The 24,656-nt window shown below is 42.5% G+C and carries 28 protein-coding genes; 23 read left to right on the plus strand and 5 right to left on the minus strand.

Going from position 1 to position 24,656, the window contains the following annotated elements; genetic code table 11:
- Nucleotides 1-113: 113 nt before the first annotated feature.
- Complete coding sequence (locus tag ELQ35_RS08280; protein ID WP_126864348.1) at nucleotides 114-476, minus strand: YugN family protein; 363 nt, start codon at nucleotides 474-476, stop codon at nucleotides 114-116.
- 456 nt (nucleotides 477-932) lie between these two features.
- Here ELQ35_RS08280 and ELQ35_RS08285 point away from each other — a divergent pair, with 456 nt between their 5' ends.
- The 5 genes from ELQ35_RS08285 (at nucleotide 933) to ELQ35_RS08305 (ending at nucleotide 3,835) form a co-directional block, all read left to right on the plus strand.
- Nucleotides 933-1,955: a CAP domain-containing protein gene (locus ELQ35_RS08285; protein WP_126864349.1), complete on the plus strand. Its 1,023-nt coding sequence runs from the start codon at nucleotides 933-935 to the stop codon at nucleotides 1,953-1,955.
- Nucleotides 1,956-2,092: 137 nt separating this feature from the next.
- Complete coding sequence (locus ELQ35_RS08290; protein WP_126864350.1) at nucleotides 2,093-2,521, plus strand: YlbD family protein; 429 nt, start codon at nucleotides 2,093-2,095, stop codon at nucleotides 2,519-2,521.
- 47 nt (nucleotides 2,522-2,568) lie between these two features.
- Nucleotides 2,569-2,808 (plus strand): YlbE-like family protein, encoded by a 240-nt coding sequence (locus ELQ35_RS08295; RefSeq protein WP_126864351.1) that lies wholly within the window; start codon nucleotides 2,569-2,571, stop codon nucleotides 2,806-2,808.
- Nucleotides 2,809-2,904: 96 nt separating this feature from the next.
- Nucleotides 2,905-3,327 carry a hypothetical protein gene (locus ELQ35_RS08300; protein WP_126864352.1) on the plus strand — a complete coding sequence of 141 codons (423 nt, stop codon included), beginning with the start codon at nucleotides 2,905-2,907 and terminating at the stop codon, nucleotides 3,325-3,327.
- 61 nt (nucleotides 3,328-3,388) lie between these two features.
- On the plus strand, nucleotides 3,389-3,835 hold the full coding sequence (locus ELQ35_RS08305) for a YlbF/YmcA family competence regulator (RefSeq protein ID WP_126864353.1): 447 nt from the start codon (nucleotides 3,389-3,391) through the stop codon (nucleotides 3,833-3,835).
- Between the two features lie 107 nt (nucleotides 3,836-3,942).
- On the opposite strand, the gene ELQ35_RS08310 is transcribed toward ELQ35_RS08305, so the two are convergent.
- The gene (locus ELQ35_RS08310) at nucleotides 3,943-4,269 is read right to left on the minus strand and encodes a hypothetical protein (protein WP_126864354.1); all 327 of its coding nucleotides are present in this window, start codon (nucleotides 4,267-4,269) and stop codon (nucleotides 3,943-3,945) included.
- Between the two features lie 183 nt (nucleotides 4,270-4,452).
- Here ELQ35_RS08310 and ELQ35_RS08315 point away from each other — a divergent pair, with 183 nt between their 5' ends.
- The 3 genes from ELQ35_RS08315 to coaD all read left to right on the plus strand — a co-directional run bounded on the left by ELQ35_RS08315 (nucleotide 4,453) and on the right by coaD (nucleotide 6,159).
- Nucleotides 4,453-4,728, plus strand: a complete 276-nt coding sequence (locus tag ELQ35_RS08315; RefSeq protein WP_126864355.1) for a YlbG family protein — start codon at nucleotides 4,453-4,455, stop codon at nucleotides 4,726-4,728.
- A gap of 354 nt (nucleotides 4,729-5,082) precedes the next feature.
- Nucleotides 5,083-5,649 carry a 16S rRNA (guanine(966)-N(2))-methyltransferase RsmD gene (rsmD, locus tag ELQ35_RS08320; protein ID WP_126864356.1) on the plus strand — a complete coding sequence of 189 codons (567 nt, stop codon included), beginning with the start codon at nucleotides 5,083-5,085 and terminating at the stop codon, nucleotides 5,647-5,649.
- Nucleotides 5,650-5,661: 12 nt separating this feature from the next.
- Complete coding sequence (gene coaD, locus ELQ35_RS08325) at nucleotides 5,662-6,159, plus strand: pantetheine-phosphate adenylyltransferase (RefSeq protein ID WP_126864357.1); 498 nt, start codon at nucleotides 5,662-5,664, stop codon at nucleotides 6,157-6,159.
- A 32-nt stretch (nucleotides 6,160-6,191) separates the two neighbouring features.
- On the opposite strand, the gene ylbJ is transcribed toward coaD, so the two are convergent.
- Nucleotides 6,192-7,412, minus strand: a complete 1,221-nt coding sequence (gene ylbJ, locus ELQ35_RS08330) for a sporulation integral membrane protein YlbJ (protein ID WP_126864358.1) — start codon at nucleotides 7,410-7,412, stop codon at nucleotides 6,192-6,194.
- A gap of 166 nt (nucleotides 7,413-7,578) precedes the next feature.
- Between ylbJ and ELQ35_RS08335 the strand changes: the two genes are divergently transcribed.
- A complete protein-coding gene (locus ELQ35_RS08335; RefSeq protein WP_126864359.1) occupies nucleotides 7,579-8,376 on the plus strand; it encodes a patatin-like phospholipase family protein in 798 nt (265 codons plus the stop codon).
- Complete coding sequence (locus ELQ35_RS08340) at nucleotides 8,366-9,388, plus strand: SepM family pheromone-processing serine protease (protein WP_126864360.1); 1,023 nt, start codon at nucleotides 8,366-8,368, stop codon at nucleotides 9,386-9,388. Before ELQ35_RS08335 ends, ELQ35_RS08340 begins: the two co-directional genes overlap by 11 nt.
- A gap of 54 nt (nucleotides 9,389-9,442) precedes the next feature.
- Here ELQ35_RS08340 and ELQ35_RS08345 read toward each other — a convergent pair whose 3' ends face one another.
- Entirely contained in the window at nucleotides 9,443-10,657 is a 1,215-nt protein-coding gene (locus ELQ35_RS08345; protein ID WP_126864361.1) for a nucleotidyltransferase, read from the minus strand.
- A 147-nt stretch (nucleotides 10,658-10,804) separates the two neighbouring features.
- On the opposite strand from ELQ35_RS08345, the gene ELQ35_RS08350 reads away from it, so the two are divergent.
- The 3 genes from ELQ35_RS08350 (at nucleotide 10,805) to ELQ35_RS08360 (ending at nucleotide 12,365) form a co-directional block, all read left to right on the plus strand.
- Entirely contained in the window at nucleotides 10,805-11,326 is a 522-nt protein-coding gene (locus tag ELQ35_RS08350; RefSeq protein ID WP_126864362.1) for a YceD family protein, read from the plus strand.
- 70 nt (nucleotides 11,327-11,396) lie between these two features.
- Nucleotides 11,397-11,570 (plus strand): 50S ribosomal protein L32, encoded by a 174-nt coding sequence (gene rpmF / locus ELQ35_RS08355; protein WP_126864363.1) that lies wholly within the window; start codon nucleotides 11,397-11,399, stop codon nucleotides 11,568-11,570.
- Nucleotides 11,571-11,741: 171 nt separating this feature from the next.
- Nucleotides 11,742-12,365: an RsfA family transcriptional regulator gene (locus ELQ35_RS08360; RefSeq protein WP_126864364.1), complete on the plus strand. Its 624-nt coding sequence runs from the start codon at nucleotides 11,742-11,744 to the stop codon at nucleotides 12,363-12,365.
- Nucleotides 12,366-12,403: 38 nt separating this feature from the next.
- Here the strand turns inward: ELQ35_RS08360 and ELQ35_RS08365 are convergent, their stop codons facing one another.
- Nucleotides 12,404-12,871 (minus strand): N-acetyltransferase, encoded by a 468-nt coding sequence (locus tag ELQ35_RS08365; RefSeq protein WP_126864365.1) that lies wholly within the window; start codon nucleotides 12,869-12,871, stop codon nucleotides 12,404-12,406.
- A gap of 216 nt (nucleotides 12,872-13,087) precedes the next feature.
- On the opposite strand from ELQ35_RS08365, the gene ELQ35_RS08370 reads away from it, so the two are divergent.
- The 10 genes from ELQ35_RS08370 to ELQ35_RS08410 all read left to right on the plus strand — a co-directional run bounded on the left by ELQ35_RS08370 (nucleotide 13,088) and on the right by ELQ35_RS08410 (nucleotide 24,570).
- A complete protein-coding gene (locus ELQ35_RS08370; protein ID WP_185861703.1) occupies nucleotides 13,088-13,978 on the plus strand; it encodes a 2-dehydropantoate 2-reductase in 891 nt (296 codons plus the stop codon).
- Nucleotides 13,975-14,364 carry a DUF3397 domain-containing protein gene (locus tag ELQ35_RS08375; RefSeq protein ID WP_126864367.1) on the plus strand — a complete coding sequence of 130 codons (390 nt, stop codon included), beginning with the start codon at nucleotides 13,975-13,977 and terminating at the stop codon, nucleotides 14,362-14,364. Before ELQ35_RS08370 ends, ELQ35_RS08375 begins: the two co-directional genes overlap by 4 nt.
- 211 nt (nucleotides 14,365-14,575) lie before the next feature.
- Complete coding sequence (gene bshC, locus ELQ35_RS08380) at nucleotides 14,576-16,204, plus strand: bacillithiol biosynthesis cysteine-adding enzyme BshC (RefSeq protein WP_126864368.1); 1,629 nt, start codon at nucleotides 14,576-14,578, stop codon at nucleotides 16,202-16,204.
- Nucleotides 16,205-16,717: 513 nt separating this feature from the next.
- Nucleotides 16,718-17,149: a division/cell wall cluster transcriptional repressor MraZ gene (gene mraZ, locus ELQ35_RS08385; protein WP_126864369.1), complete on the plus strand. Its 432-nt coding sequence runs from the start codon at nucleotides 16,718-16,720 to the stop codon at nucleotides 17,147-17,149.
- A gap of 63 nt (nucleotides 17,150-17,212) precedes the next feature.
- Nucleotides 17,213-18,157, plus strand: a complete 945-nt coding sequence (gene rsmH / locus ELQ35_RS08390; protein ID WP_126864370.1) for a 16S rRNA (cytosine(1402)-N(4))-methyltransferase RsmH — start codon at nucleotides 17,213-17,215, stop codon at nucleotides 18,155-18,157.
- 12 nt (nucleotides 18,158-18,169) lie between these two features.
- Nucleotides 18,170-18,523, plus strand: a complete 354-nt coding sequence (gene ftsL, locus ELQ35_RS08395; protein WP_246026017.1) for a cell division protein FtsL — start codon at nucleotides 18,170-18,172, stop codon at nucleotides 18,521-18,523.
- Nucleotides 18,523-20,715, plus strand: coding sequence for a penicillin-binding protein (locus tag ELQ35_RS08400; RefSeq protein WP_126864371.1), 2,193 nt, complete (start codon nucleotides 18,523-18,525; stop codon nucleotides 20,713-20,715). The genes ftsL and ELQ35_RS08400 overlap by 1 nt, the downstream gene beginning before the upstream one ends.
- A gap of 137 nt (nucleotides 20,716-20,852) precedes the next feature.
- Nucleotides 20,853-20,999: a hypothetical protein gene (locus tag ELQ35_RS22560; protein ID WP_185861704.1), complete on the plus strand. Its 147-nt coding sequence runs from the start codon at nucleotides 20,853-20,855 to the stop codon at nucleotides 20,997-20,999.
- Between the two features lie 93 nt (nucleotides 21,000-21,092).
- Nucleotides 21,093-23,015 (plus strand): stage V sporulation protein D, encoded by a 1,923-nt coding sequence (locus ELQ35_RS08405; RefSeq protein ID WP_126864372.1) that lies wholly within the window; start codon nucleotides 21,093-21,095, stop codon nucleotides 23,013-23,015.
- Between the two features lie 76 nt (nucleotides 23,016-23,091).
- Entirely contained in the window at nucleotides 23,092-24,570 is a 1,479-nt protein-coding gene (locus ELQ35_RS08410) for a UDP-N-acetylmuramoyl-L-alanyl-D-glutamate--2,6-diaminopimelate ligase (RefSeq protein WP_126864373.1), read from the plus strand.
- The last annotated feature ends 86 nt before the right edge of the window (nucleotides 24,571-24,656 follow it).

Genomic DNA, 24,656 nt, shown 5'->3' on the forward strand with positions numbered 1-24,656 from the left:
CCCCACTGGTGGAAATTTCACTTTTCGGTTCATTTTCACTTGTATGGAATGATCGCGATAAATTTTTTGAAATAAAAAACGCATGAGTCATCATGCGCCTTCCATCAGTTTCATTAGAGTCCGGAAAAATGTTCGATCTCTTCTTTCACTTGAGCAAGTATCTTTTCACATTGTTTAACAAGGGAAGCTGGGAAGCTTTCGCCTTCACCATACTCCATGCCATGCGGATAATAATACTTGCCAAGGAGCGGGGTAAGCAGTTTAACGGCTGCTTTGTGTGCTCCAACGTCGCCTTCAGCAGCATAGCCCTGGACACGGAGATAGAAGGTCCCGTCTTTCAATTCAAATTTACGATCATAGCTGACTCTTTCATAATCCCATTGTTCAGCGCGAATCAAACCGTGTTCCGGCATCACTTCGTCAAGACGGTTTAAGTCAGCGGTTACATTTTCAAAACCAAAGCTTTCAAATTTCACGAATAATCCTCCTCTTTTTGCGTTAAAACGGAAACGTGAACATAAATAATGGAGAAGCTTATGTATAAAAAACCTTTCTTTCTCCAAGTATGTTTACATATAGATAAATTTCCTTCATGTTTTATAATAGTACGAAATTATCTAAGTTGCAACGAATGTTTGATTTGCCGCGCATTAACGGACAGTAAGACCCCCACTTCATGACTTAGAAGAAACCACGAAGTCTTCGTGGGGGACAACTGTCTGTAAATTCCCGAATTGTTCAACTAACCATCAGTGGAATGAAAAAACCTCCACTGAGGGAAGTTTCACTTTATATAAATGCTTCAGGAAATGCTATAATCGACGTATACATGGTCACTTAAATCATTCATATATTTCTATATAGGTTTAGAGAGGGGGAATCTTCCTCTGCGGACATTGGTAAAGGTTATCGTACTTTCTGCTGTTTTTTTTATGATTGGCATATATTTCAACGTTGGGCAGGATAATGAAGAAAAATTCATGCTTTTTGGTGAAAAGGGGATCAAGCCAAAAAACCACGAAGATGTTACGAAAAATAATCAAGCAATAGATGAACAGAGCGCAATGAAGAAGCCAAGCGGAGGACTGGCTGTCTCGATCGGAAAAAGTACCGCTGAAGTTGAAAAACGATATGGAAAACCGGTTAGAATCGACCCGTCTTCGTACGGTTACGAATGGTGGATTTATAATCGCAGTAAGAGTAAATATTTTCAGTTGGCGGTTGATAATGGCAGAGTTGTTTCGGCTTATGGAATCGGTAAAGAAATAAATGTCGCTCCATTTAAAATCGGGCAGACGATTGATGAAATCTACTCAAGTGTATTTGCTGAGACACTAGTTGACATTGACAGGAAGGGAGGCTCTTACCGTTTCGAATTGTCGGAAGAGGACATGAATATGAGGCCTTTGATAAAACTGGGAAAGACATATGCCCAACTTTATATAGATAAGTTTACAGGCGAGGTATCAAGTGTGCGCTTCCTCGATGAAGAAACACTTCTCAAGCAAAGACCTTATGAATTAACATACCGAGGTGAGCTTTTAAAAGAATTGCCTCTCGGCAAAGAAGAGCGGGAAAAGGTCGCGGCGGGCAGCCGGCAGCAAATTTTTGATATTACCAATATCATGCGAGACCGGTTTGACGTACCAGAATTAAAATGGGATGAGCCAACTGCTGAGGTTGCTTATCTGCACAGCTCTGATATGTCGGCAGGCAGCTATTTTTCGCACACTTCTCCGACAAAGGGTGATTTGAAAGACAGGCTTGCGGAGGGGGACGTTTCTTATATACTTGCAGGTGAAAACATCGCAGCAAAATATACAGACGCGATAGCAGTCATGGAAGGCTGGCTCAATAGCAAAGGGCACCGGGAAGCGTTGCTGAATAAAGAATTCACTCATTTAGGTGTAGGAGTACACAAGAATTTCTACACGCAAAACTTTATTGCTAAATAAGAGAGGGCAAGTGTGCGGATAATTGTCCGCGGCTTGCCCTTTCTTTGAACGGTGAAGAAGTGTATAGAGCCGTCACACTTTTTATGGAAAGACATATGCTGGGAATAGGCGCATGTCATGGTGTGAGGTGAACAATTGTGGCTCAAAAAAAAGCCCGGCCATCTGTTGAAAAATTTAAGGAGTTCGTAAAGAAGCATCCAAAGCTCAGGCAGGAAGTTAAGAATGGGAACCATACTTGGCAGGATTTATTTGAGGAATGGTATATGTTCGGTGGAGATCATGAACAATGGGAAGCTTACAGAGGAGAAACAGCGGAGGAAGCTTCAGGGAATGAGAAGGAAAAGTCGGATCAATCGAGCAAATCTGAATTGATGACGCTCCTGTTACATTCCGTTAAGAATATGGATATAAACCAGATTCAGCAGTATATCGCAAACGCAAATCAGGCACTTGGGGCCATTCAGGGTGTCATTTCATCTTTTCAGGGTGAACAACCAAAAGTGGAAGAGCAAGTGGTGCAGGAGCAGCAGCAACGGCCAAATCCATTTGTTTTCAGGAAGGACTAAACTAGTTTCAAACAAAGAATTAGTACACTTCAGATCGGGGAGGGAATATGAGACAGGATGTATTTGAGTTAATAAATGGGAATCAGGATTTAAAAATGTATATCCGGCTCCAGCCTTTCTGGTACAGAGCATTAATGAGAAATCCCCATCAACTGGATAAGATGGAAACAGAAGCAGCTTACTTTTTTAAGAAATCAATCCCGCACAGGGTAACCAAGTTCTCTGATGGTGTGCAAATGACTTCTATGTTACTTCATATGTTTGAGGCAATGAATACCCAAAGTTAAATGAAAGGCTGATCCTTCTTGGAGCAGCCTTTTCTTTTTATAGAGGGAGTAAACTGCTGATTTTTGCAAACAATAGTGGCAAAGGGGGCAGGAATTATGAGATTACTGATCAGCTTATTTACATTGTTGTTGATTGTTTCAGCCTGCGGTAGAAATATACCTGAACCGGAAAACAAAGAAAAAAAAATTGGGCTTCTTGAGCATTCCACTGCCTCGGCTGCATCAATCCAGTCACCAGCTGCTGAAGATTTTGATGTTAAGTATTTCGTCAAAGGAAATTTTCTATATGTGGATTGCTTTTTAAAAGATTTTTCTTTTTCGCCGTCGACAAAAAAGCAGCAAGCAATAGTCCGATTATACATGGATGGGAGAAAGGTTAATGATTACAACACGGCTGCATTTATTGTCCGGACAATACCTGAGGGCAAGCATCAAATAAATCTGGAGATCCTAGACAAAAACGGGAAACCGGCAGGCCTGGAAAAAAAGTTCATTATTGAGATCAACTCTGACATCTAAGAAAAAGGATTAGCATCTATTTTATAACAATGGTAAAATGGTTGTGGAGGTGAGCTATTTCATGCTTGCTACTATGGAAAGGATAAATATTTTGCAATCTGCCGAGTCACTGGGGCAAATGGTATTACAATCTGAGGCAGGGGAAAATTACCTGCTAAGCTTATATAAAATGCGGAATGATCGGGAAGCGCAGCAAAAAATCCGCTCATTTTCTTCCCTGAAGGAACTATATGAGGAGGTCCAGCGCTTCGGAAAGTACCATCCTGATTATAAACGGGTAAACCTTGAAATCAGGGAGGTTAAACGGGCAATGGACCTTCATCCCACCATCGCTGAGTTTAAGAAGGCGGAAACAGAGATACAGAGTATACTTGATGAAATCAGCATGAAAATTGGCCATGCTGTGTCTCCTCAGATAAAAGTTCCCTCTGGAAATCCGTTTTTCGAATCGCTTTCGAGCTGCAGCGGGGGATGCGGTTCAGGCGGAAGCTGCAGCTGTTCTGCATAACGGAAAAGTTTTTTATGTATCTTTTCGCGGTCCTTTTCAGATAACGAACGCTTGGGTATAATAAACCCAAGCGTTTTGTGCTTTTTGACTAAGACAAGATTTCATTTTCAGCCATCGGCCTCAAATCTGATGCAATCTGCACATAAGTTTCCACAGCAAAACATTTTTCGCTGGGGTACGTAAAAACGGTGCCGGAAAACGATGATATTCTTTTCGCTTCTGACGAATACGGTCTCGCAATGCAGCTGCTTTCCCCGCATCGATTTTGCCGCGGCTTTTTTTATCAACGCTATGACATCAGCCAAGTCCATTTGAGCGGCATACTGGACATAAAGAAAAGGAATACCCGCGGCCTTTTTATAGGAGACCGTTTCGATTTCATCATAGGTGGACATGTTATTTATAAATGAAGACCATATCATATCCAGATCCATATTCGTTGCACCGCCTAAACTCTTATTTGATGTTCCCGGCCAATTAATTAAAAAGCATCAGCTTTCATCTTGAAAGGAAAGTTTAAGCTGTGCTACACTTAATGAAAATGAATACTTTCCTTGAATCCCCCTAAGACAAGGGAATCGAGCGGAGTTTCACTTTAGAAAAGGGAGTTACCTACTATGTTTGGAGCGAGACAGGGAATCATTGTTTATTTACATACATTGAAACAGGCGAAGATGCTTAGGAAGTTCGGCAATATCCATTATGTATCGAAAAAGCTGAAATATGTCGTCATCTATACGAATATGGAAGAGGTGGAAGCTCTTTCCGAGAAGTTGAGAAGCTATTCATTTGTTAAAAAGGTCGAACTTTCCTATAAACCATTTTTAAAAATGGAATATGAAAATTCCAAGCCTGACAAAGCGAAGGAATACGATTATAAGATGGGTATTTGATTTTTCCTTCTTAAAAATATCTACTCCTACTTTATCATTTTCTATAATGAAACTATACGAAAAAGCGCAAAAAAAAAAGCCCTGCAGGTCATCTTCTGCAGGGTCCTTCTATTTCCTTCACGAGAAGGCTAGAAGGCAAAGGGAGAGGAGAAACCGGAGGAAGAACTTATGGGGAAACGTAAGTCTTCTCCGCGGTTGGCAACAACACCTATACTAGTGATGTTGTTACAAACAGTATGGCCCAAAAATATCCTTATTATTCAAAGCTTCCGCTTTTCTAAATGTGTTGGCTGTACATTTGTAATATGTTAGGATTATGTGGTAGTAGAAATTTGTCGAAAACGTGGTGAGAACATGCGGGTCGTTTCCGGAACATGCAAAGGAAGGCCTTTAAAAGCAGTGCCTGGTACTGGAACCAGGCCAACAACTGATAAAGTAAAGGAATCCTTGTTTAATATCATCGGTCCTTATTTCGATGGCGGAACGGTACTCGACCTTTTCGCGGGCAGCGGGGGATTGGGGATTGAGGCTTTAAGCCGCGGCTTGGACAAGGCAATCTTTATAGACCGGGAGTATAAGGCAATCCAGACGGTAAGAGCTAACCTCGAGGCCTGTCATTTTATAGATCAGTCTGAGGTCTTTAAGAATGACTCTGAAAGAGCGCTCAAGGCAATCATAAAAAGGGAACTGGTTTTTCGGTTAATCTTGCTTGATCCGCCGTATAAGAAACAAAAGCTTGTTACTTTACTGGAACAGATACATAATGCAAGGCTTCTTGACCAGGAGGGGCATATTGTTTGTGAACATAGCAGTACTATCGTCCTTCCGGAAAACGTCGAGGGTTTCATTAAAACTCGTTATGAAGTCTATGGGATGATTGCCATTTCGATTTATCATTGGAATCATGGGGATTTTGAATAGAGGGGGATTTTTATGGCAAGAATCGCTGTATGTCCGGGAAGCTTTGACCCGGTTACCTATGGACACCTGGATATTATCCAAAGAGGGGCAAAGGTTTTTGATGAAGTATATGTAACCGTTTTAAATAACTCTTCTAAAGATTCATTGTTTACCGTAGAGGAACGCCTTGAGTTAATTAAGGAAGTAACTACCCATATCCCTAATGTAAAAGTGGATACTTTTCAGGGATTGCTTGCAGATTATGCCAGAAATATTAATGCTGATGCGATTATTCGCGGCCTGCGCGCCGTTTCGGATTTTGAGTATGAAATGCAAATTACCTCAATGAATAGATTATTGAATGAAAAGGTAGAAACCTTTTTCATAATGACCAACAATCAATATTCCTTCCTGAGTTCGAGCATTGTCAAGGAAGTTGCCAAATATAACGGCGATATTTCTGAACTTGTACCAGAAAGGGTCAGAACAGCCCTGTTGGCAAAGTTTCAAAAGCCCGAAAAAACGAAATGAAAAGAAGGAGCCCGTTATACGCCTGGGCTCCTTTACTTTCTTTTTGCGTAGGACCTTGAAGCAAATATGAAAATGTAAATCGATAATGAGGCAATCGTAGCAATCGGTCCAACAGACATTATGAATTCGTAAATTTTAGTATTCCAGCCTTCATCCATTAAAGCAAAAACAGGATAAGAGTTTGAGTTGCGTTCCAAATAGTCCATTTTCTCATATACCGGTTTCCACAGCAGTATGGTAATTCCCGCAGAAAAAAAACCTTGCATAATCCTTGCGATAAAATAGGGAAAGAAGCGGATATCTGCTTCTGCCAAAATGCTTGCAACCTGTGCCTGTACACTCAATCCGCTGAAGGCAAGAATGAAGGAAGTCATTACGGCCTGCTGCAAAAGCGATGCATCCTGGACCAGGCTTGTCGCTTGGGAACCCATCGTAATTTCAAATACCCCCGAAATAAAAGGGATGCTTAAAGATTCGGGAAAGTCTATGCTTACGAGCACATATTTAATTCCTTCAGCCAGAACAGCAGTAATATTTAGATGAAATAACATTTTATTTATGACTGAAAAAAGGATAATAAATCCGCCTATCATTAACAAGGTATGAACAGAAGAGATCACAGCATCGCCAAGCTGCTGGCCAAATGGTCTTTTTTCTTTTAGTCTTGTTCGATGCATCTCTCCAAGCGCTGTTTTTATCGAAATAGCTTCGGACTTTTCATTTTTGCTGCCTTCCTCTGATCTTCCGTGAAATCTCATGATCAGGCCGACACAAACATTCCCCAAATAGTGTGCCAACGCTAAAATAATCCCTAAATTCTTATTATGGAAAAAACCCACTGTAACAGCCCCGAAAATAAATAGAGGGTTGGAAGAGCTGGTAAAGGAGACGAGCCGCTCGGCTTCAATTTTTGTAAGTTGCTTCTCTTGCCTCATCCTCGCTGTATATTTTGCTCCTGCGGGATTGCCCGAAGCCATGCCCATTGCCCATACAAATCCTCCAACTCCAGGGACTTTAAATAAAGGTCTCATTAAAGGCTCAAGTAAGACACCAATAAATCTGACGACCCCGAAACCGATAAGCAATTCAGAGATGATGAAAAAAGGAAGTAAAGAAGGAAAAACGATTTCCCACCACATATTTAATCCCCTGATAGAAGCCTCAAAGGATTCCTCAGGAAAAGAAATGAGTGCTCCTGCCATCACTGTAATTGAAACAGCAAGCACAATTGATTTGACTTTAGATTTAAACAAAGACTTAATCCTCCTCATCAAAAGGAATCTGCTGGGCATCTATCTTTTCTGGTGATAAAATTACAGTATGGTACAACTTACCTTGTCCTGTTATACACAATATGCTCATACAAAACCATTTTAGACCATAAGTTTGTAGGAGAGTTTTTCTTGAGAGGTGATACTTTTGCAGGAGCCAAAAATTGGGCTAGCACTCGGCTCAGGAGGGGCAAGGGGCTTTGCCCATCTGGGTGTTATCAAGATTTTAAGAGAGGAAGGAATCCCGGTAAATATGATTGCCGGCAGCAGCATGGGTGCGCTCGTTGGTGCTTTTTATGCTGCAGGATCCGATATTGAAAGGCTTTATATGTTATCCCGGGTATTTAAAAGGAAGTATTATTTGGATTTTACCGTACCCAAGATGGGTTTTGTCTCCGGAAAAAGAGTAAAAGAGCTTATCAGGGTACTTACATATGGAAAGAAGCTGGAGGAGCTTGATTTTCCCGTTGCTGTTGTAGCCACCGATATTCAGACCGGTGAGAAAGTCGTTTTCCAGGATGGGCCGATATCAGATGCGGTAAGGGCGAGCATTTCCATTCCGGGAATATTTGTTCCGGAAAGAGTCGGGGGACGTTTATTGGTAGACGGCGGTGTCGTTGACCGGATACCGGTTTCCGTCGCCAGGGGAATGGGGGCTGATATCATTATCGCCGTGGATGTCGCGCATGTGAAACAAAATCAAGAAATTACCTCTATTTATGATGTGATCATGCAAAGCCTCGATATTATGCAAATGGAACTGCTGGAAAGCAGGAAGGTTGCTTCTGATGTAATGATCCGCCCGCGTGTCGAACAGTATAATTCTAAATCATTTACAAATATCTCTGAAATAATTAATATTGGAGAAGAAGCAGCAAGACAGAATGTTATGTTAATTAAACAATCCATTCAAAACTGGAAGGAGTCTCACCGAGATGAGCCGTAAGATATACATCCGCTCTCTCCTGATCGCCGTTGTGCTTATAACAGTATCATCCTTTTACTATTTGCCATACTATGTATCCAAACCGGGGATGGCAAAAGAATTGGAACCAATTGTAAACGTTGACGGGGGAGACGATGCCTCCGGAAGCTTTATGCTGACAACCGTCAGAATGGGAAGGGCCAATATATATTCATATTTGATCGCAAAGGGGAGCAAATATCAGGAATTGTATCCGGAGGCAGCAATCCGGAATGAAGATGAAACGGATGAAGAATACAATGTCAGGCAGCTTCATATGATGGACGGTTCAAAAAACAGCTCGATAAAGGTTGCCTACGAAAAAGCGGGAAAACCGGTATCATTTGAATATCGAGGCGTTTATGTGCTTGATGTGCTGGAAGGAATGCCGGCATATGGGAAATTGAAGCCAGGAGACGAGATCATAAAGGTGGATGACCTGCAATTTCAATCCTCCAAACAGTTTATCGATCATGTCGGGAAGAAACAAGCAGGAGATAAAATTACCCTGTTATACAAAAGGGGACCAAAAAACAAAACGGCCACACTGAAGCTCAAGCATTTCAACGATGATAAAACTAAGGTGGGAATTGGTATTTCCCTTGATGATGACAAGAGGCCGATTACGAATCCTGAGGTTTCGATGGACACCGATCAGATCGGCGGTCCTTCGGCTGGATTGATGTTCACGCTTGAAATTTATAATCAGCTGACAGAAGGAGACATCACGAAAGGGTACCAGATTGCCGGTACAGGAACGATGTCCGAAGACGGAACAGTCGGTCCGATTGGCGGCATCCAGCAAAAGATTGTCGCAGCCGATAATACTGGTGCTGATGTTTTCTTTGCCCCGAATGAAAAGGGAATCGCGGAATCAAACTACCGCGAGGCATTAATCGCTGCAAAGGATATTAAGACCAATATGAAAATTGTTCCCATCGATACAGTTGATGATGCCCTGAAGTACCTGGATAAAATAACGATAAAAAAGTAAAGGCTAAATACAGCCGTTCATCTGGGAAGATGCTGCTTCCAGGGGAACGGCTTTTTATATTTCCAGCACGAATGGCGCCTCAAACTCCCGTTTCATCAATCGGCTTTGATATGGTTCAGGAAGCCCGAGTGCGTAAACACGGGAAGCACGTATATCAGGCTTGATTGCCTTGGAATGAAAAGCAGAAAGCCTTGAAACTATCGGTAACGGCAATTTCCTTTTCACGGTTCGCAAGTATTCCCTTCCCGACCGTGACATGCCTAAAAGCCGTATGTAAGAGGGATGTTTTTGTAAGGGAATCATTTCAGCTTTTGTCGTGTTTACCAGGATATGGGCACACATTCTTTGTAGCCTTGTCCATGTATAACGTTTTGTCTTTATGGCCGTCATGAACTCATGAAAGTTTTGTGATTGCCCAGCAGCGTCCTGTAGACGGTGCTCGATTCCTTCTTCAATTTCATAGATTTGTCTTAATTCAGGAGCGGATGCAGAGATAATGCGGAATTTCAGGAGCGGCCAATATAATTCCCAGTTGTGTAAATGTTTATATTGCAGAACGTATTCCTTCATGATGGAAATCGTTGATTCGGGAACGTATCCCTGGATGCCTCCCGCACTTTCTCCGTTTTCAAAAATGGATTTCCGGATCGCTGTTGCGCTGGCAATAGGGGTAGCTGTGAGCTGTGTATCATGATAATCAGCTTTAATGCGCCCGATCGTCAGCGGCTTGATCGCAAAATGATTCGATAAAGCAGCTTGAACGTATTCTATGCCAAGAATATTATTCGGTTTTGACAAATCAAGGGTGTCATTCCCGGCTGATAACGCAGAAAAAGCAAGGGAAGCCGCCTTTGGGTAGCTGTATCCCTTTTTCATATGCTCCTTGATTAATTCATTATAGTGGTCCCTATGTTCCTCTAGCAGCAGATATGTACGGAGGAATGGTTCGATTTGTCCATTTTCACTGCCGAAGCAGAATGAATCGCACTGTAACGCCTCAAGAGTCATGATGGCACCACGGGCAAAAATTTCTGCTTTTTGCGCAGCAAATGAATAGGGAAGCTCGAAGACAAGATCAACACCTGCTTTAAGGGCCATTTCCGCCCTTGCCCATTTACTTATAAGTGAAGGCTCACCGCGCTGGAGAAACGGTCCGCTCATTACAGCAATAACTATTTCTGCATCGGCAGCTATCTTGCTTTTCTTTAAGTGAAATCCATGTCCGTTATGAAAAGGATTATATTCAACAACTAAGCCTACAGCTTTCACAAGCACACCTCTATCTTTCAGTTTGTTTTTTAAATACTTCATGGTAAAATGGGGTATAATGACTAATTATAGTGTAAAGAAAAAATATTGACAAACGGTAAATCGACAGCTATAATTACCTTTGTTGTGCTCTCCGAGGTGAGTCATTTGGAATGGACAATTAGTCAACTACAAAAAATACGGGAAAAAGAATTACAGATTAATGAAACGGTAGATGTTTCAGATATAATGGAACGGGACAAACAAATACGTGATGTCTCTCCGATTAAAGTAACCGGCAAGGCTGATATCAGTTCTTCTAAGGTTACCTTCCATCTGCATTTATCGGGACAATTGATTTTGCCTTGTTCCCGGACGCTGGTAGATGTAAAATATCCGATTGATATTGAAACGACGGAAATCTTTCTATTAAAGACAGGCGATTATGATCTTGATGATGGTGAAGTAACTGTTGTGAAAGGCGACGTTGTAGATCTTATACCGGTAATTAAAGAAAATGTATTGCTAGAGATCCCAATACAAGTCTTTTGCGAGGATGATGACAGCGAAGATGCTGCCCCTCGATCAGGGAATGATTGGGCTGTTGTCACGGAAGAAGAAAGTAAACAAAAGGTCGATCCCAGGTTGGCTGATCTTGCGAACTTTTTTGACAACAATAAGGAATCTTGATTGGAAACTTGGAGGACTTGAATGCTGGTCTTCACGGCTTCTTTATCTATTTTTTAAGGAGGTGGGAATAATGGCTGTACCCGCTAGAAGAACGTCTAAAACTGTAAAAAGAAAACGTCGTACACATTTTAAGCTTCAAGTTCCTGGTATGGTAGAATGCCCAAACTGCGGTGAAATGAAACTTTCACACCGTGTATGTAAGGAATGTGGAACCTACAAAGGAAAAGATGTTGTCAATAACTAATTTCCTTTGGTATTAAAGCACAGAGACAAAGTCTCTGTGCTTTTTTTCGTTCGAAAACTTCTTGAATAGGAAAAAATAATCAGAATTCTTGAAAAAGACATCTTCCTTTCCCTTCTATCTATTCTAGTAAGTGCATATGTTTGAAATAAAACTTGCTTTGGAGGTATAGAGATGTCAATAGCCAGACAGGATGCATGGACACAAGACGAGGATCTGCTGCTAGCAGAATTAGTATTAAGGTATATTAGAGAAGGAAGTACCCAGCTGAAGGCATTTGAAGAAGTAGGCAGACAGTTATCACGAACAGCGGCTGCATGTGGTTTTAGATGGAATTCGTGTGTAAGGAAGCAATATCAATCAGGGATAGAAGTCGCCAAAAAACAGCGTAAAGAAAACAAAAAAGCAAGTGGTGAACAAATCGATGTCGAGCCAGCTTCCCCGCTTCCTGCCTTGGTTGCCGAACAGACTGAAGTTCAGGCTATGCAAGGTCCTGCTTCAGTCACGGTTGATGAAGTCATCCAGTACTTAACAAAGATGGATGAGTTTTCAAAGCTTTTCAATAAAGAAAGAGATCAATTGACAAATGGATATAATGATGTGAAGAAAGAGTATCAAGCTCTCCAGGAAGAAAACAATAAATTAAAGGAACAACTTCGGGCAGTTGAGGAGGATTACCGTTCATTGCTGCAGATTATGGATCGGGCCAGAAAGATGGTCATTTTGGAAGAAGACAAGAGCCACAGTGTAAAATTTAAAATGGATAAAAACGGAAATTTGGAAAAAGTGAATAAATGAAAAGGGTGTGCCCTGTATTCTCGGGCACACCCTTTTATTTAGCTGGATTTGAGGCCTTGAGGATGCCATAAGAGAGGGTTTTCTCCAAGATCCCTTTCCATGTCATACTCTACAGGCTGAAAGCCCATTCTATTCCAAAATTCTTGTGACTTTACTCTTGGGTTTGTTTTTATCGGAAGGCCAAACCTTTTAGCAAATTCAACAAGCGTTTCTCCATACCCCTTTTTCTGATATTTCGGGAGCACTTCGAGTTTCCACAACTCAAGAAAATCCTGGTTCGGTTCAAAATAGCGGTCAAATTTTGCGCTTCTTTCATATAAGCTCATCCGGGCAACTAATTTATCACCGAAATATATGCCATAAAAAGGTGACTGGCTGTCATTTTCGATAATGTTTGCTTCTAAATCATCCACCATCGATAATTCCTGAAGCCCATATCCTTTAAATTCTTTGAATTCCTCCAATGTCTTGTAATTCACTAGCAATCGTTCCACCTTATATTCCATAAAAAGCTCCCCCTAGCATAGCAGTATGTTATTCATAATTTTTTAGAAACCGCTTTAATTTCATTATATAATAAATCAGCAAATAATTCCGCAATAATGAAGCTATAAATGCAGGAGTATCGTACAAGATAAGAGATAATCTAGCAAATGATGATAGTTTATTCCTTGATTATTTGCTAAAATATGAAACAAATACATACTAGATCGGGGTTTTTCATGAGAATAGGCATTATTGGCGGCGGGGCGGTCGGCTTGCTTTTTGCATCATATTTAAGCGATGGCTATCAAGTCACTCTTTATACGAGGACGAAGGAACAAGCAGATGTGATCAATGAAGAAGGCATTCTGCTCATAAGAGAAAACAAGAAGTTTTACAAAAAGGTCAGTGCCATGGTTTCAGAAAACATTGGCGGTCGGGAAGATCTTCTGATTGTCGCTGTCAAGCAATATCATCTTGATAAGTTATTGCCAGCGATACGAGAGAGCCCTTCACCATTATTATTTATCCAAAATGGATATTCTCATATCCAAATGCTTGAAGAGCTGCCGCAACGCCATATTTTTCTCGGAGTAGTCGAACATGGCGCTCTGAAACATAGCGAAAATTCTGTGGAGCACACCGGAGAGGGGGTCACGAAAGTAGCCGCGTATCGCGGGGATCTGGATCCTCTGCAGCTGTTATGTGTAGTGGTTGGAAAGTTTCCTTTTGTGCAGTGTGAAGATTATCGGCAGATGCTGCTCGAGAAACTGATTGTCAATGCTGTCATCAATCCGTTAACTGGAATTCTCGGCATCAGGAATGGTGAGCTGGTGGAAAATCCTTATTATTATCGATTATTTAAGAACTATTTCAGTGAAATCAGTACGATTTTAGATCTGGAAAGTTTTCATACATATCAAGAACACGTTGAACAAGTTTGCCGAACCACTGCAAATAATCGGTCTTCTCTTTTAAAAGACTTGGAAAACCGAAGAAAAACGGAGATTGATGCGATTTTAGGCTATGTGATTTCTGTCGCAAAAGAAAAAAACAAGGGCCATGGGCTCGCAAGCGCTGTCTATTGGATGGTAAAAGGAAAGGAATACCAGGGGGATGATCGTTTGTGACAACCATATTTTCAAGCGTGTTCGCCACGTTTATAACAATACCGTTAATTGCGTATATCATTCTCTTTGTCAGCTTTAAGCAAATTACCAAAAACCATCGCCGGGCTGTCCACCTTTCCATGGACATCAGCACGCTTTTATTTATTCTGTCTGTCCATTATTTAATCGTGGCAATTTGGGGCCATTCTGTTTTTTGGCTGCTTTTAATGGTTATGATCGCGCTGGCCGTATTGGTGGTGATTGTCCATTATAAGGTAAAGAATGAAGTTGATATACATAAAGTGATCAAGGGGTTTTGGAGGGTGAACTTCGCTTTTTTTTTCTGTACCCACATTATCCTTGTCTTGTGTGGTCTCGTTTACCGGATAGCCACTGCGCTGATATAAATTGAAACTTCCATCAATGGGGATTTCTTTATCCCCTACTTAGACTTCGTGGTTTTTTCTAAGCCCCGATAAAAGGATTTAACTTACTATTCCTGAAAAAAGTGGAGTTTGCCTTGTCCCGAAATGGTGGCCCGGGCAGCTTTTTTTATTTTCTAAACACAGAGTGATATACTTTCATTAGAATTGATAGCTTGAGAAAGGAAGTACATAAATGGAGATTAAAAACCTCGCGTTACCATCTTTAAATCAGTTCGCTTCAGATTATATACAAGGGAATCTGCAAGCTGAGGATTACTTTCACTATAACCTGCCAAGCTCAGACCTTTATCAGGCAAGATACCGCGAGCTTATGACTCGTTCTTTTTTGCGTGATGAACTGGCGGATTACATACAGAATTACATGGCTAGATTCACACCGGGTTCAGAAGTACTGAAAAACATAGCCGATTTAAGAAAAAGCGATTCGGCTGTCGTAATTGGAGGCCAGCAAGCGGGGTTGCTGGCCGGGCCAATGTACACGATCCATAAAGTGATTTCGATCATTAAGCTTGCTGAGCAGCAGGAAAAAGCGCTTGGTAAAAGAGTGATTCCTGTATTCTGGATAGCAGGTGAGGATCATGATTTAGCAGAGGTAAACCATGTATATACAATGAAAGATGGGAAACCGGAGAAAAAGTCTTATCCGTTATACCACCCATATAAAACAATGATTACCGATATGAAATTAGATGCGGATATAGCAATGGCCTGGATAGAGGAAATTGTGGAAACATATGGGGAAAGTGAATTCACCAATATGCTGCTCGACCGGACAAAATCCCATCTGGAAACGGGGGAGACATTTGCTGATTTTTTTGCTTCCCTTATCCATGAATGGTTTAACCAATATGGTTTGCTGCTGCTGGATGCCGGGGATCCCGCACTTCGAAACATTGAAGCGGGATATTTTATCAAGTTAATTGAGCATAGCGGCAAAGTGACGGATGCTGTTTTATCACAACAGGCATTCATGCAGGAGAAAGGCTATAAACGAACGATAGAAATGGGAGAGAACGCAGCAAACCTATTCCATTATAATCGGGAAAAACAGGAACGGACCCTGTTGGAACGGTCGGGCACCAAATACCATGGAAAAAATGGCGATGTTTCGTTTACTGAAGCCGAGCTTATTGACATCGCTAAAAATCAGCCTGAGAACTTAAGCAATAACGTGGTAACGAGGCCAATCATGCAGGAAATGCTCTTCCCGGTACTTGCGTTTATTTCCGGCCCCGGTGAAATTGCTTATTGGGCGGAGTTAAAGCAAGCCTTTGAACAATTCGGTTTAAAGATGCCGCCAATCATACCGAGGCTAAATATCACGATCTTAGAGCGAAGCATCGCAACAGATCTTGCAGATGCCGGCCTCGATCTGGAAACCGTTTTAACGGCCGGAGTCCAGCAAGCCGAGAAGTCGTTTATTGAATCTGTGAAGGACGGATCAGTTGAAGCTTTATTCAAGGAGACAAAGGCCCTGTTGGAAGAAAAACATGCTCTATTATCCGGAAAAGCCGTGGAAATTGATAAAGGATTGCAGCCGATGCTTGCAAAGAATCGTGCCCTGTTGCTGGGGCAGCTGGATTTTTTGTATGATAAAATTTTGAAAAGCACACGGGATAAACATGCAGTGGCCCTGCAAAAGTTCAAAAGGATTGAAACCTCTTTATTTCCGCTCGGGTCCCCGCAGGAGAGAATCTGGAATATTTGTTACTATCTTAATAAATATGGCCCCTGTTTCATTGAAGACATCATGAAACTGGACTATGAATTTGATAACAAACATAAAGTGATTTGTTTATAAAAGAAAAGCGGAAGCGCCTTGTTCAGCCCCGACAAGTATAAGACAGATCCCGAAAGAAGGCGCTCTTTGCCTTCTGTAGGGAGCTGGCTTATGACCTCGAGGGGCTAGGCGCTGGAGCTGGACAAAAAGAAAAGCGGAAGCGCCTTGTTCAGCCCCGACAAGCATAAGACAGATCCCGAAAGAAGGCGCTCTTTGCCTTCTGTAGGGAGCTGGCTTATGACCTCAAGGGGCTAGGCGCTGGAGCTGGACAAAAAGAAAAGCGGAAGCGCTAAACTCAAAGGCAGGGATTATTCCTGCCTTTTTTCTGTTTTCCGATTGTTTCTGCCAGGATAACAGGAAAGTCGTGATAATCCTTGCAGCAGTACTTCCTTGGTTGTCTTAATTTGGATAACGATTCTTTTCTTTAAAGTATTTTCAAAGGCAGGAAAACCTTTCTTGGAAGCGAATTTAAAAACTAGTGGTGAAAGGTGGGGGATTGTGGTACATTTGAAATAGAATGTGGGGGTAGTCGGTATGTTCATGGGTGAATACCATCATAACGTTGACAATAAAGGCCGTTTGATCGTGCCGGCAAAATTCAGGGACAACCTGGGTGAAGAGTTTGTGATTACCCGCGGACTGGATCAATGTTTATTCGGCTACCCGATGGATGAATGGAGACAGCTTGAAGAAAAGCTGAAAGCCCTGCCTTTAACCAAAAAAGATGCCCGTGCGTTTACACGCTTTTTCTTCTCCGGAGCAACGGAATGTGAATTGGACAAGCAAGGCCGGATCAATATCCCCGCACCGCTTACTTCCTACGCCCGGTTGGAAAAAGAATGCGTGGTTCTTGGAGTTTCCAATCGAATAGAGATTTGGAGCAAGTCTCTTTGGGAAGACTATTTTTCAACCTCAGAAGATTCTTTCGCTGAAATTGCCGAAAATATGATTGGTTTTGATATTTAATCAATGGCAAAAAGCAAAAGTAATGGGAATCAACTTCAAATTTTCGATTGGAAGGATGTTTACATGTTTCAGCATACAACTGTATTACTCAAGGAAACCGTCGATGGACTGAATGTCAAGCCTGATGGCGTATATGTCGATTGTACACTTGGGGGCGCAGGACACAGCGAGTATTTATTATCGAAGCTTTCCGAAAAGGGCAGGCTCTTTGCCTTTGACCAGGATATAAAAGCAATCAAAAACGCCGAAATTACATTCAGTTCATATGGAGAACGAGTCACCCTGATCCAGGACAATTTCAAACATATTGCAGAAGAGTTAAAGAGCCGCGGAGTACATAAGGTAGATGGGGTTCTATATGATTTAGGCGTGTCCTCTCCACAATTGGATACACCAGAACGGGGCTTTAGCTATCATCACGACGCTCCCCTCGACATGAGAATGGATCAAAGTGCGCAAATTTCTGCCTATGACGTGGTTAATACCTGGTCGTTTCAGGATCTGATAAGGGTTTTCTTTCAATATGGCGAGGAAAAATTCTCTAAGCAAATTGCAAGAAAGATAGAGGCTGCGAGAGAGAAGAAACCGATCGAAACCACTTTTGAACTGGTTGATTTGATCAAGGAAGGCATCCCTGCACCCGCAAGAAGAAAGGGCGGGCATCCAGCAAAAAGAATCTTTCAGGCAATCCGTATTGCTGTCAATGATGAGCTTGGGGTGTTTGAAGATTCTTTGGAACAATCGATTTCAATCTTAAAGCCCGAAGGAAGGATTTCAGTCATTACCTTTCATTCGCTTGAAGACCGAATTTGTAAATCGGTATTCAAAAAACATAGTGATTTGCCGCAGCTGCCACCCGGACTGCCTGTCATTCCTGAAGAATTCCAGCCGATCTTAAAACTGATAACCAGAAAGCCGATATTGCCAGGCGAAGAGGAACTGGAAGGAAACAACCGCTCGCGATCAGCAAAATTAAGGATTGCCGAAAAAAGAACAAAGAATATTTAGGGGGGAACTGCATTGAGTTCTATCGCAAAAAAAATCCAGGAACAAAGGCAAGTTGAACAGCAAAAGACCATCCAGACCGTAATCGTCCACAAGACGAAAATATCCTTTGGTGAAGTGATGCTTTTGTGTGCACTGGCGCTTTCCATCGCACTGGTTGGTGTGAAAATCGTTTCAAACCAAAGCAATATCTACCAAACCAATAAAGACATCCAGCAAGTTGAAGCATCTATTACTGAACAGGTAAAGGTGAACAACGACTTAAAGGTACAGGTAGGAGAACTAAGCACATATGAACGCATCTGGAAGAAGGCAGCAGAGCTTGGACTGATGTTAAACGAAAATAATGTGAAGGTTGTGCAGGAATAATGCAGAACAAGCAGAAAAATATGAAGTCAGGAGCAGCCTTATTATTTCTAATATTCGGCCTGCTCTTTTTTGTATTAATAGGCCGCTTTCTTTACATCCAAGTCACAGGGACTGCCGGCGGTGAAGTGCTCGCTTCCCAGGTAGCAAAAAAATATGAAAAAACGCAAACGATTGAAGCTGAACGCGGCACGATTTACGATGAGAAAGGCGAGGTGATTGCGGAGGATACATCATCTTATACATTACTTGCTGTACTTGATAAAAAGATGACAACAGATCCAAAACATCCTAAACATGTCAAAGATCCGGAAATGACAGCAAAGAAACTGGCGAATTATTTGGACATAGATGAGCAGGACATATACGAACGCCTGACAAAAAAAGGGGCCTTTCAGGTTGAATTCGGTACAGCAGGAAGAGATTTATCCAATGAAGTGAAGACGAAGATTGAAAAATTAAATTTGCCTGGCATAACTTTTACCCGGGATACAAAACGGTTTTATCCAAATGGAGTTTTCGCATCCCATTTAATTGGCTATGTCGAAAGGGACAGTAAAAATGAGAAAGAAGTAATCGGGAAACTCGGTATAGAACGGTATTTGAACAGCTATCTGAAGGAGGAGGATGGCAAGCTCACATATGACAGCGATAAGTGGGGCATGCTGCTTCCAGGCAGGGAGGAACAGATCTCTCCTCCGAAAAACGGAAAAGATGTGACGCTTACGATTGATAAGAAAATCCAGACTTTTCTGGAGGATTCGATAACAAAAGTCCAAAAAGAATATAAGCCAAAAGAAATCATTGCCATCGTTTCTAACCCTAAAACGGGTGAAATTGTCGCAATGGCCCAGCGGCCGACCTTCCATCCGCAAACGAAGGAAGGCTTGACTGATACATGGCATAACCTTGCCGTGGAAGAAAGCTTTGAGCCCGGTTCCACGATGAAAACATTTACCCTCGCTGCAGCTGTCGAAGAGGGTAAATTTGATCCGAATGCCACTTTTACGACAGGATCTTACAAAGTTGGCCCTAGTAAAATCAATGATCACAGCGGAATCCGACGCGGAAAACAAATCACCTTTTTGGAGGGAGTGCAGAGTTCCTCTAATGTAGGATTTGCAACTTTAGCTATGGATAAAATAGGGCCAGATAGATTCAGAGAATACTTAACGAAATTCGGCTTTGATAAGCCGACCGGGATCGATTTGCCAAACGAAATTATCGGAAAGATACAATATAAATATAAGATTGAAAAGGTAACTACCGCTTTTGGACAGGGTACTACCGTTACCCCTATTCAGCAAATACAAGCGGCATCATCAATAGCGAATAATGGGAAAATGATGAAGCCATTTGTCATTAAGGAAATCAGCGAAAGAAATAGCGAGAAGGTAATCAAAAAAACTAACCCGGTTGTGGCCGGCGAGCCAATTTCTCCCGAAACAGCCAAAAAAGTCCGGGAATATTTAGGCACAGTCATCACAGCAAAGAAAGGGACAGGGAAAAAATATAAAATTGACGGATATGAGGTTGCAGGCAAAACGGGTACGGCACAGATCTCCGGGCCTGGGGGGCGTTATCTAACGGGCCATAATAATTATACGTTCTCATTCTTGGGCATGGCACCAAAGGATGATCCACAGCTAGTCATGTACGTGGCTGTCAAACAGCCGCAGCTAGTCGGAGGAAAGGGAGGTTCAGACCCGCTATCAGAAATCTTCAATCCGGTTATGAAGAGCAGCCTGCAATACCTAAACATTAAGCCGGCCAATCTGAAAAATCAGGGAGTTAAGAAAATAGATGATTTAAGCGAACAATCGGTAGATGCAGCCGTTCAGCAATTAAAAAGTTCCGGTTATGAAGCGGTAACGATCGGTAAAGGAGATAGAGTAGTTGATCAGGCACCTAAAGCGGGAAGCATGCTCCTAGAAGGGGAAAAAGTAATCATTAAAACAGATGGGGCAATGACGGCCCCTGACATGCACGGATGGTCGTTACGAGACGCCATGAAGGTGGCCAGCCTTGCAAAACTGAACTTGAACACATCGGGCGGCGGATATGTTAGCAAACAAAACCTCAAGCCCGGCAGTTCCATAAAAGAAGGAGACTATTGCATCGTCGAACTGAAAAACCCTGAAGATTTAACGAAACAAACAAAGAAAAAAGGGGAAAAAGACGAAGTGAATGATTGATTGACAAAACAGAGGAGCCCAATTTTGGGCTCCTTTGCTTTTGTATAACATAGAATTTAACCTGGACTTTTCACATCCAGCTCCAGCGCCTGGCCCCGACGCACAGGACGTGCTAGTGCCGACGAAGACATGAGGACGTGGCAATTTTAGTCGGCCTCGAGGTCATAAGCCAATCATCAGATGGGGAGAAAACCGCTCCCCATACTGATGCTCGTCTTATGCTTGTCGGACTTGCACAGGATGTGCTGACGTCGACGTTCGCCACAGGACGTGGCGGATGTTAGTCGACGTTCCATTTAGGCGCTTACGCTTTTGCTTGTTCTAGTCTTGTTTGTACGAGCATATAGTTGAACAAGCCTAAAATGGGGGTGCTTTTTTTGCGTGTTTCTAATGTTACGGTCAGAAAAAGGCTATCGATCGCTTTATTGGTAGGTTTGTTCATATTCTTCATCATCGATATCCGTTTGGGAATTGTCCAGTTTTATTTAGGAGATTGGCTTACCGGCCAGGCAAAGGACTCGTGGAGCCGCAATATTCCCTTTGAGCCGAAGCGGGGAGAAATACTTGATCGCAATGGCGTTCCTCTGGCCACGAATGTTTCGGCGCCGACTGTGTATGTTGTTCCGCGCCAAGTGGAAGATCCGGCGGGAACTGCAGAAAAGCTTGCAGTCATCCTGGACATGCCAAAGGAGGCGGCATATAAAGAGATAACAAAAGGTGAAATGTATATCCGTCTTTCGAAAGGAAGGAAAATTTCTCACGAAAAAGCCAAGGAAATCAAGGCGCTTGGTTTAAAAGGCATTTATATAGCCGAAGATTCTAAACGGCATTATCCTTTTGGGTCGTATCTATCTCATGTTCTTGGGTTTGCTGGTGTGGACAACCAGGGCTTGATGGGGATCGAGCTTTCCTATGATAAAGAATTAAAAGGGGAAAAAGGATATGTTAAATTTTATTCCGACGCCAAAGGAAAACGGATGGAAAACATGGCAGATGATTATAAGGCTCCTAAAAATGGTTTGAACCTGAATCTAACGATAGAGAGTAAAATCCAGACAATCATTGAAAGAGAACTTGATATCGCCGAGGCCACTTATAATCCGGACGGCATCGTTGCCATCGCCATGAACCCGAATAACGGGGAAGTGCTCGCCATGTCCAGTAGGCCTTCGTTTGACCCGGCAAATTTCAGGAATGTGCCCCAGGAAATTTATAACCGGAATTTGCCGGTATGGAGCACATATGAACCAGGATCCACATTCAAAATCATCACTCTTGCTGCGGCTCTTGAAGAAAAAAAGGTAAATCTGCTTAACGACCATTTTTTTGATCCGGGACATACTAAAGTAGCAGGATCCACCCTGCATTGCTGGAAAAGAGGCGGGCATGGTTCCCAAACCTTTTTGGAAGTCGTCGAAAACTCTTGTAACCCGGGATTTGTCGAATTAGGAACCCGGCTAGGAAAGGATTCCCTGTTTAAGTATATTACTGATTTCGGCTTTGGGGAAAAAACAGGGATCGACCTGCAAGGCGAGAGTAAAGGTATCATGTTCAAAATGGATCGTGTAGGTCCAGTCGAGCAAGCAACGACTGCTTTCGGGCAGGGTGTTTCTGTTACCCCAATCCAGCAGGTAGCGGCAGTATCGGCTGCAGTTAACGGAGGCACGCTATATACTCCATATATCGCAAAAGAACTAATTGACCCCGAAACCGGGGAAGTGGTCATGCGGAAAACCCCTCAGGCCAAAAGGAAAGTGATATCCGAGGAAACGTCGAAGCAAGTCCGTGGCGCGCTGGAATCTGTAGTTGCTAAAGGCAGCGGGAGAGGGGCTTTTGTTGAATCATACCGTGTTGGGGGAAAAACTGGTACCGCACAAAAAGCTCAGGGTGGCCGTTACCTGGAAAACAACCATATTGTTTCTTTTATTGGTTTTGCCCCTGCCGATAAACCGGAAATTGTTGTTTATGTGGCGGTTGATAATCCGAAAGGTGTCAGACAATTCGGAGGAGTTGTTACAGCACCAATTGTTGGCAAAGTCATGGAAGATGCTCTGAGGGCGATGAAGGTGAAGCCTCGCAAAGAGCAAATAGAAAAAGAGATAAGATATGGGGACCCGATTATGGTAGAAGTGCCAAAGCTTGTCGGGATGACGAAGAAAGATTTGCAAACACAGCTCATCGATTTGAGCCTTGACGTCGCCGGAAATGGGGATAAAGTAGTAAAACAGGCCCCAGAACCGGGTGTAAAGGTGAAAGTAGGCTCAACTATTAGAATATATCTTGGCGAAAGTACAGATTAAGTATAAAATAATACATGGCAGAAAAGCGGCTGGGTAATTTCAGCCGTTTTGTTTTGCTGAACGGAGGGATAAAAAAATGAAGTTACATACTTTAGTTTCTTACTTGCATTCATTTTCTACATTTAAAGGGAGCAATCCCAATATTACGTCAATTGAACATGACAATCGAAAAGTGGAAGAGGGAAGTTTATTTATTTGCATAAAGGGCTACACGGTAGACGGCCACGATTTTGCAGAAGAAGCTGTTAAAACGGGTGCAGCTGCGGTTTTGGCTCAAAGGCCGCTTGCCCTCGGGGTGCCGGTAATCGTTGTGAAAGATACACAAAGAGCCATGGCTGTCCTGGCGGATGCCTTTTATGGTCATCCAACACAAAGTTTGCGTTTGATCGGGATAACCGGAACAAACGGTAAAACGACAACAAGCCATTTAATCGAAAAAATCTTTTATGATGCAAGCCAGAAAACAGGGTTGATTGGGACAATGTATACCAAAGTAGGCAATAAAATATATAATACCAGGAACACAACCCCTGACAGTGTTACGCTGCAGAAAGCTTTTCATGAAATGAAGGAATGCGGCGTCGAAACAGCCATCATGGAGGTTTCCTCACATGCCCTTGAGCTTGGCAGGGTGCACGGCTGTGACTTCGACATTGCTGTTTTCACTAATCTTACCCAAGACCATTTGGATTTCCATGGTTCAATGGAGAGCTATAAGCATGCCAAATCGCTGTTTTTCTCTCAGCTTGGAAATGCCTATGTCGATGGCCGGCCGAAATTTGCCGTTTTAAATGCAGATGACGATGCTGCCGAGGATTTCATGAAATGGACCGCTGCCCATGTGCTGACATACGGAATTGAAAAGTCCGCGGATATAAGGGCGAAAGATATTGAAATTACAGCAAAGGGTACACAATTCACCCTTGAGGTTTCACAGCTAACAAGAAGGATTTCTCTTCAGCTTGTCGGGAAATTCAGTGTGTATAACGTTTTAGCAGCTTTCGGCGCTGCCATGTGTGCAGGGCTTGATCCTGATCAAATCCTTACTTCAATAGAAAAGGTTGAAGGTGTGTCAGGAAGATTCGAACTTGTTCAGGCCGGTCAGGACTTCTCGGTGATCGTTGATTATGCCCATACGCCTGACAGCCTTGAAAATGTCTTGAAAACGGTTGGTGAGTTTGCCCCGAAAAGAATCTTCGTTATTGTCGGCTGTGGTGGGGATCGCGACAAAACAAAGCGCCCAATCATGGCCAGGATTGCATGTGACCTGGCGACCGATTCCATTTTCACTTCAGATAATCCAAGAAGCGAGGATCCGCACCAAATTTTGCGGGACATGGAAGCGGGCGTCAAAGATAAATCATATACGGTAATCGCTGACAGAATGGAAGCGATCCAGCATGCAGTTTCAGAGGCCAATGAGGGAGACGTGGTCCTTATTGCCGGCAAGGGGCATGAAACCTATCAAATTATTGGTGATCAGGTCCTAGAATTTGATGATAGAATTGCTGCGAAAGAAGCGATTGCAGCCCAAAAAGTGAAAAAAAAAGAATAACGAAAGCGGCGAGTGTAGAAAATGTTTATCAATAAATATACCGATTGCATTCTAAAAAAAGCATCTGTAACATATTATGAAAGTGA

Source organism: Peribacillus cavernae, assembly GCF_003989135.1.
Lineage (GTDB): Bacteria > Bacillota > Bacilli > Bacillales > DSM-1321 > Peribacillus > Peribacillus cavernae.

Bases quoted from the DNA above. Each gene is read 5' to 3' on its own strand.
- rpmF (WP_126864363.1), top strand. From the start codon at position 11,397: ATGGCTGTACCCGCTAGAAGAACGTCTAAAACTGTAAAAAGAAAACGT.
- ELQ35_RS08340 (WP_126864360.1), top strand. From the start codon at position 8,366: ATGAGCCGTAAGATATACATCCGCTCTCTCCTGATCGCCGTTGTGCTT.
- mraZ (WP_126864369.1), top strand. From the start codon at position 16,718: ATGTTCATGGGTGAATACCATCATAACGTTGACAATAAAGGCCGTTTG.
- ELQ35_RS08365 (WP_126864365.1), bottom strand. From the start codon at position 12,871: ATGGAATATAAGGTGGAACGATTGCTAGTGAATTACAAGACATTGGAG.
- ELQ35_RS08285 (WP_126864349.1), top strand. From the start codon at position 933: ATGATTGGCATATATTTCAACGTTGGGCAGGATAATGAAGAAAAATTC.
- ELQ35_RS08300 (WP_126864352.1), top strand. From the start codon at position 2,905: ATGAGATTACTGATCAGCTTATTTACATTGTTGTTGATTGTTTCAGCC.
- ELQ35_RS08410 (WP_126864373.1), top strand. From the start codon at position 23,092: ATGAAGTTACATACTTTAGTTTCTTACTTGCATTCATTTTCTACATTT.
- ELQ35_RS08305 (WP_126864353.1), top strand. From the start codon at position 3,389: ATGCTTGCTACTATGGAAAGGATAAATATTTTGCAATCTGCCGAGTCA.
- ELQ35_RS08295 (WP_126864351.1), top strand. From the start codon at position 2,569: ATGAGACAGGATGTATTTGAGTTAATAAATGGGAATCAGGATTTAAAA.
- ELQ35_RS08400 (WP_126864371.1), top strand. From the start codon at position 18,523: ATGCAGAACAAGCAGAAAAATATGAAGTCAGGAGCAGCCTTATTATTT.
- rsmD (WP_126864356.1), top strand. From the start codon at position 5,083: ATGCGGGTCGTTTCCGGAACATGCAAAGGAAGGCCTTTAAAAGCAGTG.
- ELQ35_RS08315 (WP_126864355.1), top strand. From the start codon at position 4,453: ATGTTTGGAGCGAGACAGGGAATCATTGTTTATTTACATACATTGAAA.
- coaD (WP_126864357.1), top strand. From the start codon at position 5,662: ATGGCAAGAATCGCTGTATGTCCGGGAAGCTTTGACCCGGTTACCTAT.
- rsmH (WP_126864370.1), top strand. From the start codon at position 17,213: ATGTTTCAGCATACAACTGTATTACTCAAGGAAACCGTCGATGGACTG.
- ELQ35_RS08370 (WP_185861703.1), top strand. From the start codon at position 13,088: ATGAGAATAGGCATTATTGGCGGCGGGGCGGTCGGCTTGCTTTTTGCA.
- ELQ35_RS08360 (WP_126864364.1), top strand. From the start codon at position 11,742: ATGTCAATAGCCAGACAGGATGCATGGACACAAGACGAGGATCTGCTG.
- bshC (WP_126864368.1), top strand. From the start codon at position 14,576: ATGGAGATTAAAAACCTCGCGTTACCATCTTTAAATCAGTTCGCTTCA.
- ELQ35_RS08310 (WP_126864354.1), bottom strand. From the start codon at position 4,269: ATGGATCTGGATATGATATGGTCTTCATTTATAAATAACATGTCCACC.